Here is a 15,863-nt window from a genome sequence, read left to right on the forward strand (position 1 = left end):
CTCAGTCACTCCATGCTATTTTGCGTTACGTGTGCTACCGCACTGACGCGACGCCCCCTATTGGTAGACTCTGGCTGACACACAGGCTAGCAATGATTTGTCAGGAGTTACCGATGGTCTTCAATTCACCCGAGAAGGTGGTGGAGCGTAAGGTAGAGCATCGCTTCGCTGTCTCCGATCCGCAGTTTAAGCGCGAAATGTCCGTCCTGCTGGGACCGGCGATAGTCGGTGGCAATCACGTAATCGCATTGCAAAACGGCACGGAGATTTTTCCGGCGATGCTACTGGCCATTCGTTCGGCACAGACATCGATCACGTTAGAAACTCACATTTACTGGTCAGGTGAAACCGGTGAGGCCTTCTCGCAAGCGCTTTCAGAACGTGCCAGCACAGGCATACCGGTTAATGTGATTATCGATTGGGTAGGTAGCACCCGAATGGATCAGTCACTACTGGATTCCATGCAAAACCACGGTGTACAGATACATCGATATAGGCCATTGCACTGGTACAACCTGGGCCGTATGAACAATCGTACGCATCGAAAACTGCTGGTGGTCGATGGCCACATCGGCTTCACTGGAGGCGTCGGTATTGCTGATCAGTGGACTGGTGATGGTGGTGATCCTGAGCATTGGCGAGACACACACTACCGCATTGAAGGGCCTGTAGTTGCACAGTTACAAGCGGCTTTCAACGACAATTGGATCAAGACCACTGACCAGATACTCAATGGTCCGAGCTACTTTCCAGCCCTGCAGGGGATCGGCGAGATGGATGCGAATGTATTTATTGCCTCGCCATCCGGGGGGAGCGAAAGCATGCACTTGATGTTTTTGCTTGCCATCACCGCTGCTGAACAAACTATCGATCTGGCGGCAGCTATTTCGTCCCTGACAGGCTATTGATAGCTGCCTTGATCGCCGCCCGTAATCGCAATGTTCGGGTACGCATATTATTACCTGGACCGCATATTGATGCGATTACAGTCAAGACAGCCTCCAAAACAAGCTGGGGAGCGCTACTGCAAACAGGAGTCGAGATCCATATCTATCAGCCAACCATGCTGCATACCAAACTTTTGATCATAGATACGATGTTTGTTTCGGTGGGATCAACCAATTTCGACATGCGATCGCTTCGGATCAATGACGAAGCAAATCTGAATATCTACAGCAATGACTTTGCCACGCAGATGACGGCAGTGTTCGAAAACGACCTGCTGGCATCTGAGCCCTATTCATTTGCCCATTGGACTAGTCGGCCATGGCACGAAAAGCTGTCCGAAAGGGTTTTGCTACCCATCAGATCCCAGCTTTGATTCAGGATAGTTAAGTTAGACAACGCACAGACCCTGTCTCGTGCATCCATTAATTTGGATGAATCACCGTAAACTCATGGTGAGAGACAGAACCCGAACGCAACAATTACCTGGAAACCAACTCATGAACAAGAATCAGGTCAAGGTTAGTGAGAGCGACAAAAGCACCGAAAAAAAGCATCAAACTGAGAAGCCTGGTGGCAAGCATGAAACCGTGTTAGCCGATGTCAATAACGATAGCAAGAAGGATAGCAAATGAACAATTCAACGATGCAATTGAACAGTGGATTCGACGCCGCAGGTAACTTGCAGGCCGGATTAGTCTTACTCAGCGCTACCACCATTACTGGTGATGAGGTCTTCAACTTGCAGGATGAAAATCTTGGCAAAATTCAGGACATTATGCTCGATATCACTGAGGGCAAGATACGTTACGCGGTATTGTCTTCGGGCGGATTTTTAGGCATGGGTGATCACCTGTTTGCCGTTCCATGGAGAGCCTTGACTCTGGACAAGGAGAACCATCGATTCCTGCTTGACGTAGATCTTGACCGCCTGAAGAACGCACCAGGTTTCGAAAAGGACCAATGGCCAAATATGGCTGATCCTACCTGGAACTCGACTGTCGATTCCTACTACACCCGGTGATCTGATCAACCGGAAGATGATCAGGGAAGATCCAGGTAATACCCCTACCTCGGATCAACCCTGCAAACAAAGCCATATGACTTGGCGAAAAGGAGATTGCAATGACCAATAATATTGTTCTGGCTCTGGTGTTACTTGTTGTAGGTATAATTCTGCTTTTCTTTGCCTACCAGTCATCCCAAAGCATGGGTGATCAGGTAACAGAGGCCGTTACCGGTCGCTTCACTAACTCCACTACCTGGTTCCTTATCCTTGGAGCAGCGGCTTCAGTGGCCGGTATTGGACTGCTGCTGTTCGGTAGATCCACAGGCGGCTAAAGGCTGAAACTTACAATGCCCCATGATAGACATGAACCCCAGAATGGCGGAGCAAGGGTTGCCATAACAACCCCGGATAAGCGACTGTTTACTCCAGCTGAGCTGCGCTTATTTCGCTACACAGCCGTTCTGTTCTCCCTGATTGCACTAACCGCGCTGATCGGAATCACCCTGTGGGCATTTAGCTGGTTACTCAGTGTATTTTACAACCTGCTGCTGTCGCTCTCCCTCGCCGGTATTCTGGCTCTGGTGCTTTATCCGCTGGTGGAGTTTCTTGAAAGACGACTTCACTTGCCACACCTGCTGGCTATCATTATTGTACTGGTGGTATTTTTTACAAGTATCGCTGGCCTGATTTTCCTGATCGTCCCGATTATGGTTAACCAGGCCATCCAGTTGATGACTGTGTTGCCCGAACTACTGGCAAGCTGGCAGTCACATTTCTCCTTCAATTTCCCACAACTCAGCTCGATGATTTCAACCAATCTGGAGAATAATGGTGGAGAGGAATCCAAGACCATTTTGCCCGATATGGAAAACACCGGTAAAACCATCCTATCTTATTTAGGGCTGCTGGCAGGAATCAGCTTCGTGCCCTTGTTCCTGTTCTTCGCTCTGTGTTCCGGAAGCTTACTCCGCGGACAGGTATCAGAACTTTTATCAGTCTTTCACAAGCCTGCCCAGCAGAAATCACTGTATTTCATGGATATCTTTGTGGAGTACATCAGCACCTTCTTTCAGGGCCAACTGATCATTGCCGTGTGCATGGGTGCCCTGTATGCGATCAGTTTTACCCTGATCGGTCTAGAGTTTGGCGTACTCATCGGGCTGGGGCTGGGGCTGCTGAATATCGTCCCCTTCCTCGGCTCCTTGATTGGTCTATTGGTGGTTCTGCCGATGGCCTATTTTCAGCCGAGTGGCGGGCTTGAGTTGCTGCTGATGGCCGCGCTGGTATTCGCGGCAGTGCAACTGGTTGAGAGCTGGATGCTGACACCAAAAATCATGGCCAACCGTACAGGACTACACCCAGCCCTGGTGATTATCTCACTGTTTTTCTGGGGCACGGTCTTGGGTGGCATTATCGGCATGGTACTCGCGGTCCCTCTGACAGCTTTCTTCGTAGCCATCTGGAGAGAGATCAAAGCTAATCTGGAAAACACGCATAACAACCGCCGAGGTGCGAAACTATGAAGGAATCAGAACCCACTCAGGATACAACCGCTAACAAACTCGCTTTTTCAGACATAGTGCTCATTATCAAAAACCTATTGGCTGATATGGCACACCTGGTAGTAATAGAAACAAAGCTTTTCGGTCACACGCTGCTGGCAATGATCTGGATAAGCTTGATAATAGCACTGCTGTTGCTGGGTGGATGGCTGTTTACCGGAGCGGCGCTAGCTATGGCGCTGGCCAGCCTGCAGGTTTTCAACCTGACCAGCGCTTTGCTGATGGTGGCGTTTATAAACCTGGTTCTGGCTACCCTGGCCATCTGGCGACTAAGATACATTACCCGAGACCTCACCTTTCGCGAAAGCCGTGCGAGCCTAAACAACCTGGTGAGCCAAGCTCAGTGCCTCGCTGTCCCTGCAGAGCCGCAGCGGCCACAGGAAGAGTGAGGTGGTTAACGAATTGTATATGAACTGATGAGGCTGGAGACGATCTGCAGGTTTTTTACCTGACCTGCCAGGAGCCCGTAGATGCGTTTGATGCCCGGCAGATGCAGGCGTGCTGCCAGAATGCCACAGACAAACGCAACTGGCAGTGCAGCCGGGTTGCGAGCCAAGGTCCGTAGCTGATACATCAGGCTGTCGATACGCTGATGAATCACACCGGCCCGACAGTCAATCTGGCCGCGCAGCTGCGCGGCCTCCTGCCTCAACTGGTTGCTACGAGACACTAAGAGCGACGTTTAAAGGTCGACAGCAAGGTGCCTGCGGCAAAGGCTAAGCCCAGTGCGATCAAAGGATTATCTTGCACGAAGACGCTAACAGTATTCATAGCTTCATCGGTGCGCTCCTTGGTTTTCTGTCCGGCATCCCTGGCATAGGCTTTAGCATCTGCGGCCTCATGACGAATACGTTCTTCGGCTTTTCCTGCTGAATTGGCGATCTGATCCACCGAATCATGGGCACTATCAGAAAGACGGTCTGTGGTGGCGTGGTCACTAAATTTACTCATGGTTTTCTCCATTGATCTGTTGAGACATGCTGGCTGCCGGTTGGCGTCCACTGGCATGTACCAAGAATTCTCACCTAAATACCACCACCCGTCTGCGCGGCACCGAACAAAGGCCGACCTTGAATCCCGACTAACCGCAGGCTACATTGATCAGCAGTTGCTAACCTTCAGTTGAATATAGATACACGTAACTCTTTCTATTTACGATTTTCTATTTTCGATTTTATTTTTAAACCCTCTGGTATAGACACATGAGCTTGATACCTGATTTTGATTGGAACATTGTCATACTGCATGTTCGCGATTTATTTTTAGCTTATATCCTCGCCCTACCCATAGGCTGGGACCGCGAAAAACATGAACGCTCGGCAGGCCTGCGTACCTTTCCCCTGGTTGCGGTCGCTGCATGCGGCTATATGCTGGTTGGTCTTCAGGTGCTCAGCTCAACCGATGCCGAAGCACGTGTTATGGAAGGTATTATTACCGGTATAGGATTTATTGGCGGTGGTGCCATCCTCAAAAATGTAGTTCAAGGTGAAAGCTTCGTATCCGGCACAGCTACCGCCGCAAGCCTGTGGTTAACCGGAGCAATAGGAATATCAGTAGCCACCGGACGACTCGAAATTGCGCTGATTTTGAGTGTCCTGACGTTCTTTACCCTGCGAATTGTAACTCCGGCCAAAGCACTGTTGAGCCCGCAGGTAAACAAAAAGACTGACTGAGTTACTCCGAACACTTGTCAGGGCTTCAACACCGGCTCTATGAGTGACTTAGTCAAAGCGCGCAATGTTTTTTTAAAGAACTTGTCAAACATTCGACTACAAAGGCCAGGATTAGATGATGAATACAAAATTAGATGCCATTGTTATCGGAGCGGGGTCTGCAGGCCTGGCTGCTGTCAAACAGATTAGCAAGCAAACAGACAACTTTTTGCTGATTAATGAGGGTCCCTATGGCACCACCTGCGCACGTGTGGGTTGTATGCCCTCAAAGGTGTTAATCGAAGCGGCGAATGCCTTCCATGCCCGTCACAAAGCCGAAGCCTTTGGCATTCGCGGCCATCAAAATCTGACTATCGACCTGCCAGCCGTGATGCAGCGGGTCAGAAATCTGCGTGATCGTTTTGTGAAAGGTGTGCTTAAATCTACTGAAGGCCTCGGTGAGCGCAGTATTTCGGGACGAGCGATCCTGCTTGATCACCAAACTGTCAAGGTAGGCAGTAATACCTTCAAAGCCAAACGAATTATTCTCGCAACCGGTTCTACACCAATCATGCCAAAACCCTGGATGCAACTTGGCGATAAAATACTCACCACAGATAATTTTTTTGAGCAAAAAGACTTACCCAAGCGCATGGCTATCATTGGATTGGGTCCAATTGGTGTCGAGATAGCTCAGGCACTTTCGCGTCTGGGTATAGACGTTCATGCGTTTGGTAAAACAGATCAAATTGCAGGCGTTTCTGATCCAGAAATAGCCAAGACACTGCGCACTTCGCTCGAATCAGAATTTTCTATTTATACGAGTCATGAAGTTGAATTAACAGGGACTGCTGAGGGTGTTCGTGTTGAAGCGGGACCTGTATCGATTGAGGTTGATAAAGTTTTGGCTGCTGTCGGACGTAAACCCAATGTAGATAATTTAGGCCTGGATAGATTGGGTGTTTCGCTTGATTCACGAGGCATGCCTTCATTTGACCGTCATACAATGCAGATCGAGAATCTTCCTATTTTTATTGCCGGTGACGCGAATGCGGATGTCAGCTTGCTTCACGAAGCCGCCGATGAGGGATATATCGCAGGCTTAAATGCCACAGCTGATGACGTCACCTGTTTCCAACGTCGCACACCCCTGGCCGTTGTATTTTCTGATCCCGGCATTGCCGCTGTGGGTGTGCGTTACAGCGAACTTGATCAGCCTGCCAGCCTGATCGGTAGTATTAACTTTGCAACGCAAGGACGGGCACTCAGCGCTCAACGCAATAACGGTCTGATGCGTATTTATGCAAGGCAATCTGATGGCCTGCTGCTCGGTGCTGAGATGTGCTGTCCCGCTGCCGAGCATATGTCACATCTACTCGCCTTAGCGATAGGCCGTCACTTAACTGTTCAGGATTTGCTTGGAATGCCCTTCTATCATCCTGTTCTTGAAGAAGGGTTACGTTCGGCGCTTAGAGACATCGCGGGGCAATTAAATGGCAGCCAACGAGATCTAGTAACCTGCAGTAATTATGAAGCAGAGGCGCTAAATTAAGCGAACTGATTACCCGTGACAGCATTATAGTCAGTGAAGAGCATGAAATAATGGATGTAGCACGCGCCTATGGCATGATTCATCCAGGCGTGGATAAGCGCGTTAATTCCGGTGAATACGAGTGTGTTGATTTTTACTTCTAAACTAAGCAGCTGTAAAAACTACACTAAGCTATTGTAGTCTGAAATGTTACCCTCTTTTCTTTAACAGAAGTGAGGGTAATTTTTAAGCAGCAGCCAGCACTCACTATCAGCACCCAGGAGATACAGCATGAGTGACTTAGCCAATCATCACATCGATTCGCCAATGACACCAAAGGTTAAAGCCTTTTTTGACGAGCCGACCAATACCTTTAGTTACGTGGTACAGGATCCTACATCCAAGGCTTGTGCCATTATCGATTCAGTGCTGGATTTTGATTACGCCAGTGGTCGCACTGACGTGCATTCGGCCGATGCAATCATTGCCTACGTTAAAGCCGAAAAGCTTCAGGTTGAGTGGATTCTGGAAACCCATGTACACGCTGACCACTTATCAGCAGCTCCTTATTTGCATGAGGCACTCGGTGGCAAAACCGGCATAGGTGCCATGATTACCCTGGTTCAGGAAACCTTTGGAAAAGCCTTTAATGCCGGAACCGAGTTTGCCCGTGATGGCAGCCAGTTTGACCGGTTATTCAACGAAGGTGACCGCTTCGCGATCGGCAATATGGAAGGTTACATACTCCACACACCGGGACACACACCAGCCTGTCTGAGCTATGTAATCGGTGATGCCGTATTTGTCGGAGACACCCTGTTTATGCCTGATTACGGCACCGCACGCTGCGATTTCCCGGGTGGCGATGCGAAAACTTTATATCGCTCCATTCAGAAAGTGCTGAGCCTGCCAGCCGAAACGCGTATTTTTCTGTGCCATGATTATAAGGCGCCAGGACGCAAAGAATATGTGCATGAGACCAGCGTAGCTGAACAACGCAAAAACAATATTCATGTACATGAAGGCATCAGTGAAGCCGAGTTTGTACGCATGCGTACCGAACGTGACGCTACACTGGCTATGCCTACTCTGATTTTACCTTCTGTGCAGGTGAACATGCGTGCGGGTGAAATGCCTCCTGCCGAAGACAATGGCCAGGTGTATTTAAAAATTCCGATTAACTTGTTTTGAGCCGTTGGGATACAACAGGATGCGGGCTGAGATAGTGACTACCGGGGTCTCCTCCTTCTTCACACTGAGCGATCATTTGGCTCTGTTTAAACAAACAATAATGGGGCTATATGGCCCCATTATTGTTTAGTAGAAAAATACTATTTAACACGCATTTATTCAGAAGCTAAATACGCGCGTATCTGTCGCCATCATTTGCTCGGCGATAGCCGGTGGAGCCGCAACCTCTACCCCTTCACGTAAAGCATCCATGTCATTACCGCTATTGGGAAGATACAGGGCACACACGCTGATAGTGGCACCACCCTGCTGCAATTTCATCATCAGTTGTTCAGGCGTTACATCGTTTGGCTTTAATTCTGCACTGGTTGTTTCCTGCAACGCCAGATCCGCCGCCTGGTCACACAGGAGTACATCAACCTGCACACCCTGGCCCTGCATCGAATTGCCCAGCACCATGGCCATACCCTGTGTCATCAGAGAATCACTGTTGACCATAATCAGTGCTTTTTCTCCAGCCTGCTCGTGGCCTGCGGCCTGAACAGCGAGTGGCGCCAGCAGGAATACACCTAAAATCAATGCGGCATAGTTGCGTTTCTTCATGAGCTGTCTCCATCGTATTAATTAGGAATATACTAAGAACATATTAGCATAAACTAATTTTTATAGCATTATTACGCTGGGAATAAGCTCAAATACTGAAAAGCATCACAAGCAGAAATACCTAAGTGGCAGCAAAACAGCGATTTAAAAGCAAAAATCAGCTATCAATACGATCAAGTGATTTGGCCAGTTCGTCTATACGCGCACGTGTTGCTTCAACCAGTTTAGTGATCTGACCAGCCGAGTCTGAAGAACGGCTGGCAAGATCGCGAACTTCTGAAGCCACGACAGCAAAGCCTCGACCTGCCTCACCGGCACGCGCCGCCTCGATGGCGGCATTAAGCGCTAACAGATTGGTTTGTCCGGCGATCCCGGCAATACTTCCGACAATATTGCCAATCTCATTACCCACACTCAACAACTCACCCATTGCCTGATTGGTTTCTTTTAACGCAATCTGCCGATCAGTAATATCGACACCGAAGACAACATAACGGGTAACCTTTCCTTCAAGGTCATTTAGCTCACAAATGCGCGCATCAAAGGATCTCAGCAGTCCTTTATGATCAGTAAAACTGACGATGAGTTTTATTTGTTTAGCATTATGGCTTGAGCCAATGTTCTTTTTTTCTGCCTGGATCTGCTGCCAGATAGTGGCGGCCGCATTTCTGGCGCTATCAGCATTCCCTGCACGTTCCAGGAATAACGCATTCATGTGCGCCACCTGGCCGGAAGGTTGCCATTCAACAACCATCAGCGCTTCGTCCATCAGGCTGAGACGATCCATTGAGTCTTTGGCACTTTGCTTGGTATGAGTGATATCAGCCTGAACCGAGATATAATGGCTCACCTGGCCGCGATCATCGAACACCGGGTCTATGGACATAGCAATCCAGTAGGGTTTGCCATCACGCGTGTAATTTAGAATTTCTTCATAAAAAGGCTCGCCATACTGAAGCTTGGTACGGATATGCTCAACCGTTTCAGGATTGGTATCAGGCCCTTGAAGAAAGCTGCCTGGTACACGCCCTTTTACCTGATCGAGGGTATACCCCGTCATCATCTCAAAGCCCTTGTTGCTATAAACAATTGCACCTTTTTTGTCGGTGATAATAACGGCATTGCTGGTTTTGTTAGCCACCAGCGAGAGCATGGCTATTTCATCTCGCTTCAGTACTTCGTCGGTCACATCTTTGACAAATGCGGTAAAAAGCACCTGATCAGCAACAACGATGCGCGCCAGGGTAAAAAGCCCCCAACGCAGCTCACCGCTACGGGTGTGTATAGGTAACTCAATCGGCTTACCTATAATTCGGTTGATACCTGTTTCACGGTTACGATTGACATACTTATCGTGATTACCCTGATGCTCTGGTGCCACCAACATTTTTACATTTTTGCCCATGAGTTCGTCACGGCTGTATCCCCACAGGGCTTCAGCCGCCGGATTGGCAAAAATAATTTCATTTTTAGCGTCAATGGTAATCACACCATCATTAGCTTGTTCAAGCACCTGCTCTACAACAGAGCGCTCAGCTCGCTCCTTACTGCAATCGCGGGCAAAACCAGTGTAGTACTGCTGTTTACCCACCTTGATTTTTGACAGGGTAATATTGATCCAGGATGTGCTGCCGTCTTTACGCTCAATAGGAACTTCTACCGCAGAGCCAACAATTCGGTCGCCACCCTGATCACGATGGCGATTCACGTAACTGTCATGGCTGGCCCGGTGCATTTGTGGAACAAGCATTTTAACATTCTGGCCCAGCACTTCATTACGCGAATATCCCAGAGCAGCTCAGCCGCATCATTGTAATAGATCACGCAGTTTTTATTATCAATAGTCACGACTGCAATAGTCGTTTGATCTAATGAACGTGAAGATAAGTTACTGAAGTTAAAAAGCATCATGACACCTTGGATATATTTGGAAGTTTCGTACACCAGGAAAACTGAACTAATCGGTGCATGGCTGTAACCATATCCAAGAATCCCTATCAATACCGATATGCTCAGCTTCTTGTATATAAAGATCACAATCAGTTTTCGATTGATCTTTTGTTCGTGCTAATAACCAAGCATAGTCTGTTGTAGGCCCCACCACCAGCGCCAGCGTGTAGTCGTCATCCAACTTCGCAATGTTGTAGCCGCCATAAAAAGGACCAAAAAAAGAAACCTTAAGCCTACCGACATCTGTGCCTTCCACGAAATAAGCTTTGCCTTCAGCCACATTCCAACGCTGCTCAGCTGCATTAAAGCCACGGTTAATAACGCTCACCCCGCCATCATCACGAAGTGAATACTGTGCAGTCACCTGTGTTAGCCCTTTTTCAAATCGATGATCGAGGCGTGCTATTTCATGCCATTCACCCAAGTATTTATTTAGATCGAAAGGGCTCACAGGTGTTACCTTGTCAGGTACACCGCTACAAGCTGTTAAAAACACTAAACACACTATTAGAACTGATAATTTGAACATTTAAGTTACCCATTGAAACATGATTACTGATACGCATGCTTTACGATTTTGGAGCCTGGGAGGCTGTCGGAATTAGCACTGATCTACTGAGCGAGACACACCATAGATATAAACTATCAAAGCAGTAATTAATTAAAATTGAGTAAATAAAGAGGAATACCCAGTTTTCATCTATCCTGTTAGTGAAGTGTAAATGCCCTTATAAATATTGGCAGTTACACAATGTGCAAGTCAAAACAGGAGAGTGATATGGACAACAATAATGCCGGTTCCTTTGGTAAATGCCCCGTGATGCATGGCGCCAACACCAGCAGCGGCAAAACAAATATGGCTTGGTGGCCGAATGCGCTAAACCTGAATATTCTTCACCAACACGACAGCAAGACCAACCCGTTGGGTCAGAACTTTAATTACCGTGAAGCGGTGAAAAGCCTGGATGTAGCGGCTCTAAAAAAAGACCTGACCGACTTTATGACTGATAGCCAGGACTGGTGGCCTGCTGACTGGGGGCACTACGGCGGCCTGATGATCCGCATGGCCTGGCATGCGGCAGGTTCCTACCGTGTTGCCGATGGCCGTGGCGGTGCCGGTACAGGTAACCAGCGTTTTGCACCACTGAACTCCTGGCCGGACAATGCCAATCTGGACAAGGCACGGCGCCTGCTCTGGCCAATCAAGCAAAAGTACGGCAACAAGATCAGCTGGGCTGACCTGATCATTCTTGCGGGTAATGTGGCGTATGAATCCATGGGCTTAAAAACCTATGGCTTTGCCTTTGGTCGTGAGGATATCTGGCACCCAGAAGAAGATATCTACTGGGGTGCAGAAGAGGAATGGCTGGCACCCAGTGACGATGCAAAAAGCCGCTATTCCGGTGAGCGTGATCTGGAAAACCCGCTGGCTGCGGTCATGATGGGTCTGATCTATGTTAACCCGGAAGGTGTTGATGGTAATCCAGACCCGCTGAAAACTGCCAAAGATGTGCGTGAGACCTTCGAGCGCATGGCAATGAATGATGAAGAAACTGTCGCGCTGACTGCCGGTGGACACACAGTAGGCAAGTGCCATGGTAATGGTGATGCCAGTTTGCTGGGTGGCGAACCGGAAGCGGCTGACATAGATGAGCAAGGATTGGGCTGGAACAACAAAACCAAGCGGGGTGTTGGCCGTGATACGGTAACCAGTGGACTGGAAGGAGCCTGGACAACCAATCCGACCCAATGGGATAACGGCTATTTCTATCTGCTACTGAACTACGAGTGGGAACTGAAAAAAAGTCCGGCTGGAGCCTGGCAGTGGGAACCGGTCAATATCAAGAAGGAAGACAAACCGGTCGATGTGGAAGATCCTTCTATCCGTCATAATCCAATCATGACCGATGCCGATATAGCAATGAAAATGGACCCGGAATATCGCCAGATTTCGGAGCGTTTCTATAAGGATCCGGAGTACTTCAGTGAGGTATTTGCCCGCGCCTGGTTCAAACTGACACACCGTGATATGGGCCCCAAAGCCCGTTATATAGGTCCGGAAGTACCTCAGGAAGATCTGATCTGGCAGGACCCTGTTCCGGCTGGTAACAGTGACTATGATGTCGCGGCCGTGAAAGCAAACATTGCCGCCTGCGGTCTAAGCATCAGTGAAATGGTCGCAACTGCCTGGGACAGTGCACGAACTTTTCGTGGTTCGGATATGCGCGGCGGTGCCAACGGTGCACGTATCCGTTTAGCTCCCCAGAAAGACTGGGAAGGAAATGAGCCGGCTCGCCTGGCTAAAGTACTGGGCGTACTGGAAGGCATTGCCGCCGAAACAGGTGCCAGTGTTGCGGATGTTATCGTGCTGGCGGGTAATGTTGGCATAGAGCAGGCCGCCAAAGCAGCAGGCATAGAGGTCTCTGTACCTTTCTCACCAGGTCGTGGTGATGCCACGGCCGAGATGACCGATGCTGAGTCCTTCAGCTATCTGGAACCAGTGCATGACGGCTTCCGCAACTGGGTGAAGAAAGATTACGCCGTTAGTCCGGAAGAACTGCTGCTGGACCGTGCACAACTCATGGGCCTGACGGCACCAGAGATGACCGTGCTGATGGGTGGCATGCGGGTACTGGGCACCAATCATGGTGGTAGTCAACATGGCGTGTTCACCGATAACGCAGGACAGTTGACCAATGACTTTTTCGTCAACCTGACCGATATGCATAACAGTTGGAAGCCTACTGGCAAGAACTCCTACGAGATAGTAGAACGCAAGTCGGGTAAGGTTAAGTGGACAGCAACACGTGCGGATCTGGTGTTTGGTTCCAACTCGATCCTACGCGCTTATGCGGAGGTCTATGCGCAGGATGACGCTAAAGAGAAGTTCGTGCAGGATTTCGTCAAAGCCTGGACCAAGGTGATGAATGCGGATCGTTTTGATCTGCACTGATCATCAACCTTTGTGACCAATGAGCGCCCTACGGGGCGTTCATTGATTATGCTGTGTGTTTACTACCCAGCCCCTCTCAACGCCACACCAGCAGCGACTTGCCAGATTCCCCCACGGGTTATACACAGGCTTGTCCCCGGTTTTTGTGCACAAGTACAGTAAGCTATGCGTGCCTGTTCTTACTACCCTTGAACTTGATTCGGATCAAAGGGTTCACCGTCTAACTTGATAAACTAAAGTCTAATCAGTTATCAACAAGGAGATAGACCATGACGGTCAGCGAATTTCATATTCCCTCATTGAATCTAATGGGTGAAGGCGCACTTGCGCAAGCCATCGACACCGTTCAAAAAAAGGGCTTCAAGCATGCGCTGATTGTCACGGATGCAGGTTTGGTCGCGGCAGGACTGGTAGATCAGGTCACAGCCTCACTACAACAGACAGGCATCCAGTGCAGTGTCTTTGCCGAGGTACACCCCAACCCAACCACTGCCAACGTTGAGGCTGGACTGGCATTACTTAAAGTAGGCAACTGTGATCTGGTGATTTCGTTAGGAGGTGGATCACCTCACGACTGCGCCAAGGGCATAGCTCTGGTCGCCACCAATGGCGGCAATATACGAGATTTTGAAGGTGTGGATAAATCTGCCCTACCCCAATTGCCGCTGGTGGCCATCAATACAACCGCAGGTACAGCCAGTGAAATGACACGTTTTTGTATCATCACCGATGAAACCCGTCATATTAAAATGGCCATAGTGGATAAACACACCACGCCTATTCTGTCGGTCAATGATCCATTGACCATGCGGGGTATGCCTCGCCAATTGACAGCGGCAACAGGGATGGATGCCTTAACCCATGCGATTGAAGCCTATGTTTCCATCGCCGCTACCCCTATCACCGATGCCTGCGCCTTGAAAGCTGTCGAACTGATTGCTCAGTATCTGCCTCGTGCGGTTGCTCAGGGAGATGACATGGAGGCTCGTGAGCAGATGGCCTATGCCCAGTTCCTGGCCGGTATGGCGTTCAACAATGCATCGTTGGGTTATGTGCATGCCATGGCCCACCAACTGGGTGGTTTTTATGATCTGCCACACGGGGTATGTAATGCCGTACTACTGCCTCATGTACAAACCTTTAACAGCCAGGTAGCGGCTGAACGCCTGGCGCAAGTAGGTCAGGCAATGGGACTGGCCGCCAGCGAATCAGCACAAGCTGGCGCAGACGCCTGCATCGAGGCGATCAAGGCACTTAAAGATCAGGTGGGTATTCCACGTGGACTGGCTGACTTGGGTGCCAAGCAGGAAGACATCCCCATTCTGGCTGAAAATGCCTTAAGGATGCCTGTGGAATAACTAACCCGATCCAAGCAACACAGGCTCAAATTGAGGAAATTTTCAAAAGCGCCTGGTAAACGTAATTTAGATTAACGCTAACATGGCGTCTGAAAATAAGACGCCATGTTCATAACTTAGCTAAGCACGATCAGCAGACAGCAACACTCTGACCATTGACAGCGCCATCGCCGCGCCCTGATCGGTATACTCAGTGGTGCAGGCAATCATCAGATTCTCCTGCAGACCGAAATCTTCAATCATACCCACCGCATCCATCCATACCCCCTGCTCCTGCCGCACACTGCCATCAGCAGCCTTAACCCGAGTCAGGTATTCAGGACGTGGTGCATCTGTGTAACTGATTACCGGAATGCCTCGCTGCACGGCCATGCCGATTTCAAACGCCGTACCCACATCCATTGCGGTACCACGGAAACAGCTGATATCAGCAATGATTGCATCGGCTTTCTGAATCATATGGATATTGGCCTGAGCAATGGCTTGAGCCATTTCGACAGGTGTCAGGTGTCCTTGCTGTATTTCATTATCCAGCGGATAAAGGGGTTCCATGCCCAGTTTGCAGCAAGCGGCTTTGAGCTGTGCCGACAAACTGGCAACATTCGGGTAAAACACCGAGGGACCGGCCAGGTATATCTGGAACGGGGTAGGCGACAAGGGTTGCTGTTCAGATTCAACCAACAACTTCAGAGCCTCGTTTTTCAATAAGTCAGACTGCATAGGGTTGCTCATACCGTTTCCGCTTTATTGGAAAAATAAAAAATCATGCAGATGAACGTGGCAAGGTCAGCTCAAACTCGCTGCCCTGCCCTGGCTGACTGATCAAGCGAATTTTACCACCCAATATGCCAGTGACCATGTTGTGAACCAGACTTAACCCCAGACCGCTGCCTCCTTGGCCAAGACGCGTGGTAAAGAAGGGCTCAAAAATGCGCTGCTGGATGGCCTCTGTCATACCCTTACCGTCATCGCGCACTCGCAAATACACCCACTCATCAGAGGCCGTGGCTGTAATACGGATGCTTCCCGGCTGTATTTCGAAGGCATGTATCAAGGCATTCTGGATCAGGTTAATCAACACCTGTTCCAGAGGGCCGGGGTAGGTGTCC

General features: G+C 49.4%; 19 protein-coding genes. 12 read left to right on the top strand and 7 right to left on the bottom strand.

The window, feature by feature from the left end; all coding sequences use genetic code 11:
* Positions 1-113 precede the first annotated feature (113 nt).
* The 7 genes from LH51_RS21020 to LH51_RS00280 all read left to right on the top strand — a co-directional run bounded on the left by LH51_RS21020 (position 114) and on the right by LH51_RS00280 (position 3,905).
* Entirely contained in the window at positions 114-908 is a 795-nt protein-coding gene (locus LH51_RS21020; protein ID WP_200881809.1) for a phospholipase D-like domain-containing protein, read from the top strand.
* An 8-nt stretch (positions 909-916) separates the two neighbouring features.
* Complete coding sequence (locus LH51_RS21025) at positions 917-1,321, top strand: phospholipase D-like domain-containing protein (RefSeq protein WP_200881810.1); 405 nt, start codon at positions 917-919, stop codon at positions 1,319-1,321.
* 124 nt (positions 1,322-1,445) lie between these two features.
* Complete coding sequence (locus LH51_RS23245; protein WP_268746495.1) at positions 1,446-1,580, top strand: hypothetical protein; 135 nt, start codon at positions 1,446-1,448, stop codon at positions 1,578-1,580.
* Entirely contained in the window at positions 1,577-1,969 is a 393-nt protein-coding gene (locus LH51_RS00265; RefSeq protein ID WP_036518626.1) for a PRC-barrel domain-containing protein, read from the top strand. The genes LH51_RS23245 and LH51_RS00265 overlap by 4 nt, the downstream gene beginning before the upstream one ends.
* Before the next feature lie 101 nt (positions 1,970-2,070).
* Positions 2,071-2,286, top strand: a complete 216-nt coding sequence (locus tag LH51_RS00270) for a DUF3185 family protein (RefSeq protein ID WP_036518629.1) — start codon at positions 2,071-2,073, stop codon at positions 2,284-2,286.
* 15 nt (positions 2,287-2,301) lie between these two features.
* Positions 2,302-3,477, top strand: a complete 1,176-nt coding sequence (locus LH51_RS00275) for an AI-2E family transporter (protein ID WP_036518631.1) — start codon at positions 2,302-2,304, stop codon at positions 3,475-3,477.
* Positions 3,474-3,905: a hypothetical protein gene (locus tag LH51_RS00280; protein ID WP_036518633.1), complete on the top strand. Its 432-nt coding sequence runs from the start codon at positions 3,474-3,476 to the stop codon at positions 3,903-3,905. The genes LH51_RS00275 and LH51_RS00280 overlap by 4 nt, the downstream gene beginning before the upstream one ends.
* A gap of 5 nt (positions 3,906-3,910) precedes the next feature.
* Here the strand turns inward: LH51_RS00280 and LH51_RS00285 are convergent, their stop codons facing one another.
* Both LH51_RS00285 and LH51_RS00290 read right to left on the bottom strand, forming a co-directional pair.
* Positions 3,911-4,186: a hypothetical protein gene (locus LH51_RS00285; RefSeq protein WP_200881811.1), complete on the bottom strand. Its 276-nt coding sequence runs from the start codon at positions 4,184-4,186 to the stop codon at positions 3,911-3,913.
* Positions 4,186-4,467, bottom strand: a complete 282-nt coding sequence (locus LH51_RS00290) for a DUF883 family protein (protein ID WP_052063301.1) — start codon at positions 4,465-4,467, stop codon at positions 4,186-4,188. Before LH51_RS00290 ends, LH51_RS00285 begins: the two co-directional genes overlap by 1 nt.
* Before the next feature lie 251 nt (positions 4,468-4,718).
* On the opposite strand from LH51_RS00290, the gene LH51_RS00295 reads away from it, so the two are divergent.
* The 3 genes from LH51_RS00295 (at position 4,719) to LH51_RS00305 (ending at position 7,890) form a co-directional block, all read left to right on the top strand.
* Positions 4,719-5,189 (top strand): MgtC/SapB family protein, encoded by a 471-nt coding sequence (locus LH51_RS00295; RefSeq protein WP_036518637.1) that lies wholly within the window; start codon positions 4,719-4,721, stop codon positions 5,187-5,189.
* A 118-nt stretch (positions 5,190-5,307) separates the two neighbouring features.
* A complete protein-coding gene (locus LH51_RS00300; RefSeq protein WP_081960585.1) occupies positions 5,308-6,720 on the top strand; it encodes a dihydrolipoyl dehydrogenase in 1,413 nt (470 codons plus the stop codon).
* Positions 6,721-6,990: 270 nt separating this feature from the next.
* Positions 6,991-7,890 (top strand): MBL fold metallo-hydrolase, encoded by a 900-nt coding sequence (locus LH51_RS00305; RefSeq protein ID WP_235263349.1) that lies wholly within the window; start codon positions 6,991-6,993, stop codon positions 7,888-7,890.
* A 159-nt stretch (positions 7,891-8,049) separates the two neighbouring features.
* Here LH51_RS00305 and LH51_RS00310 read toward each other — a convergent pair whose 3' ends face one another.
* From LH51_RS00310 to LH51_RS00320, 3 genes are all read right to left on the bottom strand, one after another.
* The gene (locus LH51_RS00310) at positions 8,050-8,493 is read right to left on the bottom strand and encodes a hypothetical protein (RefSeq protein ID WP_052063302.1); all 444 of its coding nucleotides are present in this window, start codon (positions 8,491-8,493) and stop codon (positions 8,050-8,052) included.
* A gap of 157 nt (positions 8,494-8,650) precedes the next feature.
* The gene (locus tag LH51_RS00315; RefSeq protein ID WP_160173658.1) at positions 8,651-10,243 is read right to left on the bottom strand and encodes a PAS domain S-box protein; all 1,593 of its coding nucleotides are present in this window, start codon (positions 10,241-10,243) and stop codon (positions 8,651-8,653) included.
* Positions 10,244-10,450: 207 nt separating this feature from the next.
* Positions 10,451-10,894, bottom strand: a complete 444-nt coding sequence (locus tag LH51_RS00320; RefSeq protein WP_235263350.1) for a lipocalin family protein — start codon at positions 10,892-10,894, stop codon at positions 10,451-10,453.
* Between the two features lie 327 nt (positions 10,895-11,221).
* Between LH51_RS00320 and katG the strand changes: the two genes are divergently transcribed.
* Complete coding sequence (katG, locus tag LH51_RS00325) at positions 11,222-13,396, top strand: catalase/peroxidase HPI (RefSeq protein ID WP_036518642.1); 2,175 nt, start codon at positions 11,222-11,224, stop codon at positions 13,394-13,396.
* A 269-nt stretch (positions 13,397-13,665) separates the two neighbouring features.
* Positions 13,666-14,754 carry an L-threonine dehydrogenase gene (gene yiaY, locus LH51_RS00330; RefSeq protein WP_235263352.1) on the top strand — a complete coding sequence of 363 codons (1,089 nt, stop codon included), beginning with the start codon at positions 13,666-13,668 and terminating at the stop codon, positions 14,752-14,754.
* Positions 14,755-14,874: 120 nt separating this feature from the next.
* Here yiaY and LH51_RS00335 read toward each other — a convergent pair whose 3' ends face one another.
* Both LH51_RS00335 and LH51_RS00340 read right to left on the bottom strand, forming a co-directional pair.
* Positions 14,875-15,486, bottom strand: a complete 612-nt coding sequence (locus LH51_RS00335) for a nucleoside 2-deoxyribosyltransferase (protein ID WP_052063303.1) — start codon at positions 15,484-15,486, stop codon at positions 14,875-14,877.
* A 31-nt stretch (positions 15,487-15,517) separates the two neighbouring features.
* A partial coding sequence (locus LH51_RS00340) for a sensor histidine kinase (RefSeq protein ID WP_036518645.1) occupies positions 15,518-15,863 on the bottom strand: 346 nt, incomplete at its 5' end.

This window comes from Nitrincola sp. A-D6 (genome assembly GCF_000764495.1).
In the GTDB taxonomy this organism is placed as follows: domain Bacteria; phylum Pseudomonadota; class Gammaproteobacteria; order Pseudomonadales; family Balneatricaceae; genus Nitrincola.

Excerpts from the sequence above, each read along its gene's own strand:
- LH51_RS21020 (WP_200881809.1), top strand. The coding sequence starts at position 114 with ATGGTCTTCAATTCACCCGAGAAGGTGGTGGAGCGTAAGGTAGAGCAT.
- LH51_RS23245 (WP_268746495.1), top strand. The coding sequence starts at position 1,446 with ATGAACAAGAATCAGGTCAAGGTTAGTGAGAGCGACAAAAGCACCGAA.
- LH51_RS00265 (WP_036518626.1), top strand. The coding sequence starts at position 1,577 with ATGAACAATTCAACGATGCAATTGAACAGTGGATTCGACGCCGCAGGT.
- LH51_RS00270 (WP_036518629.1), top strand. The coding sequence starts at position 2,071 with ATGACCAATAATATTGTTCTGGCTCTGGTGTTACTTGTTGTAGGTATA.
- LH51_RS00275 (WP_036518631.1), top strand. The coding sequence starts at position 2,302 with ATGCCCCATGATAGACATGAACCCCAGAATGGCGGAGCAAGGGTTGCC.
- LH51_RS00280 (WP_036518633.1), top strand. The coding sequence starts at position 3,474 with ATGAAGGAATCAGAACCCACTCAGGATACAACCGCTAACAAACTCGCT.
- LH51_RS00290 (WP_052063301.1), bottom strand. The coding sequence starts at position 4,467 with ATGAGTAAATTTAGTGACCACGCCACCACAGACCGTCTTTCTGATAGT.
- LH51_RS00295 (WP_036518637.1), top strand. The coding sequence starts at position 4,719 with ATGAGCTTGATACCTGATTTTGATTGGAACATTGTCATACTGCATGTT.
- LH51_RS00300 (WP_081960585.1), top strand. The coding sequence starts at position 5,308 with ATGAATACAAAATTAGATGCCATTGTTATCGGAGCGGGGTCTGCAGGC.
- LH51_RS00305 (WP_235263349.1), top strand. The coding sequence starts at position 6,991 with ATGAGTGACTTAGCCAATCATCACATCGATTCGCCAATGACACCAAAG.
- LH51_RS00310 (WP_052063302.1), bottom strand. The coding sequence starts at position 8,493 with ATGAAGAAACGCAACTATGCCGCATTGATTTTAGGTGTATTCCTGCTG.
- LH51_RS00315 (WP_160173658.1), bottom strand. The coding sequence starts at position 10,243 with ATGCTTGTTCCACAAATGCACCGGGCCAGCCATGACAGTTACGTGAAT.
- katG (WP_036518642.1), top strand. The coding sequence starts at position 11,222 with ATGGACAACAATAATGCCGGTTCCTTTGGTAAATGCCCCGTGATGCAT.
- yiaY (WP_235263352.1), top strand. The coding sequence starts at position 13,666 with ATGACGGTCAGCGAATTTCATATTCCCTCATTGAATCTAATGGGTGAA.
- LH51_RS00335 (WP_052063303.1), bottom strand. The coding sequence starts at position 15,486 with ATGAGCAACCCTATGCAGTCTGACTTATTGAAAAACGAGGCTCTGAAG.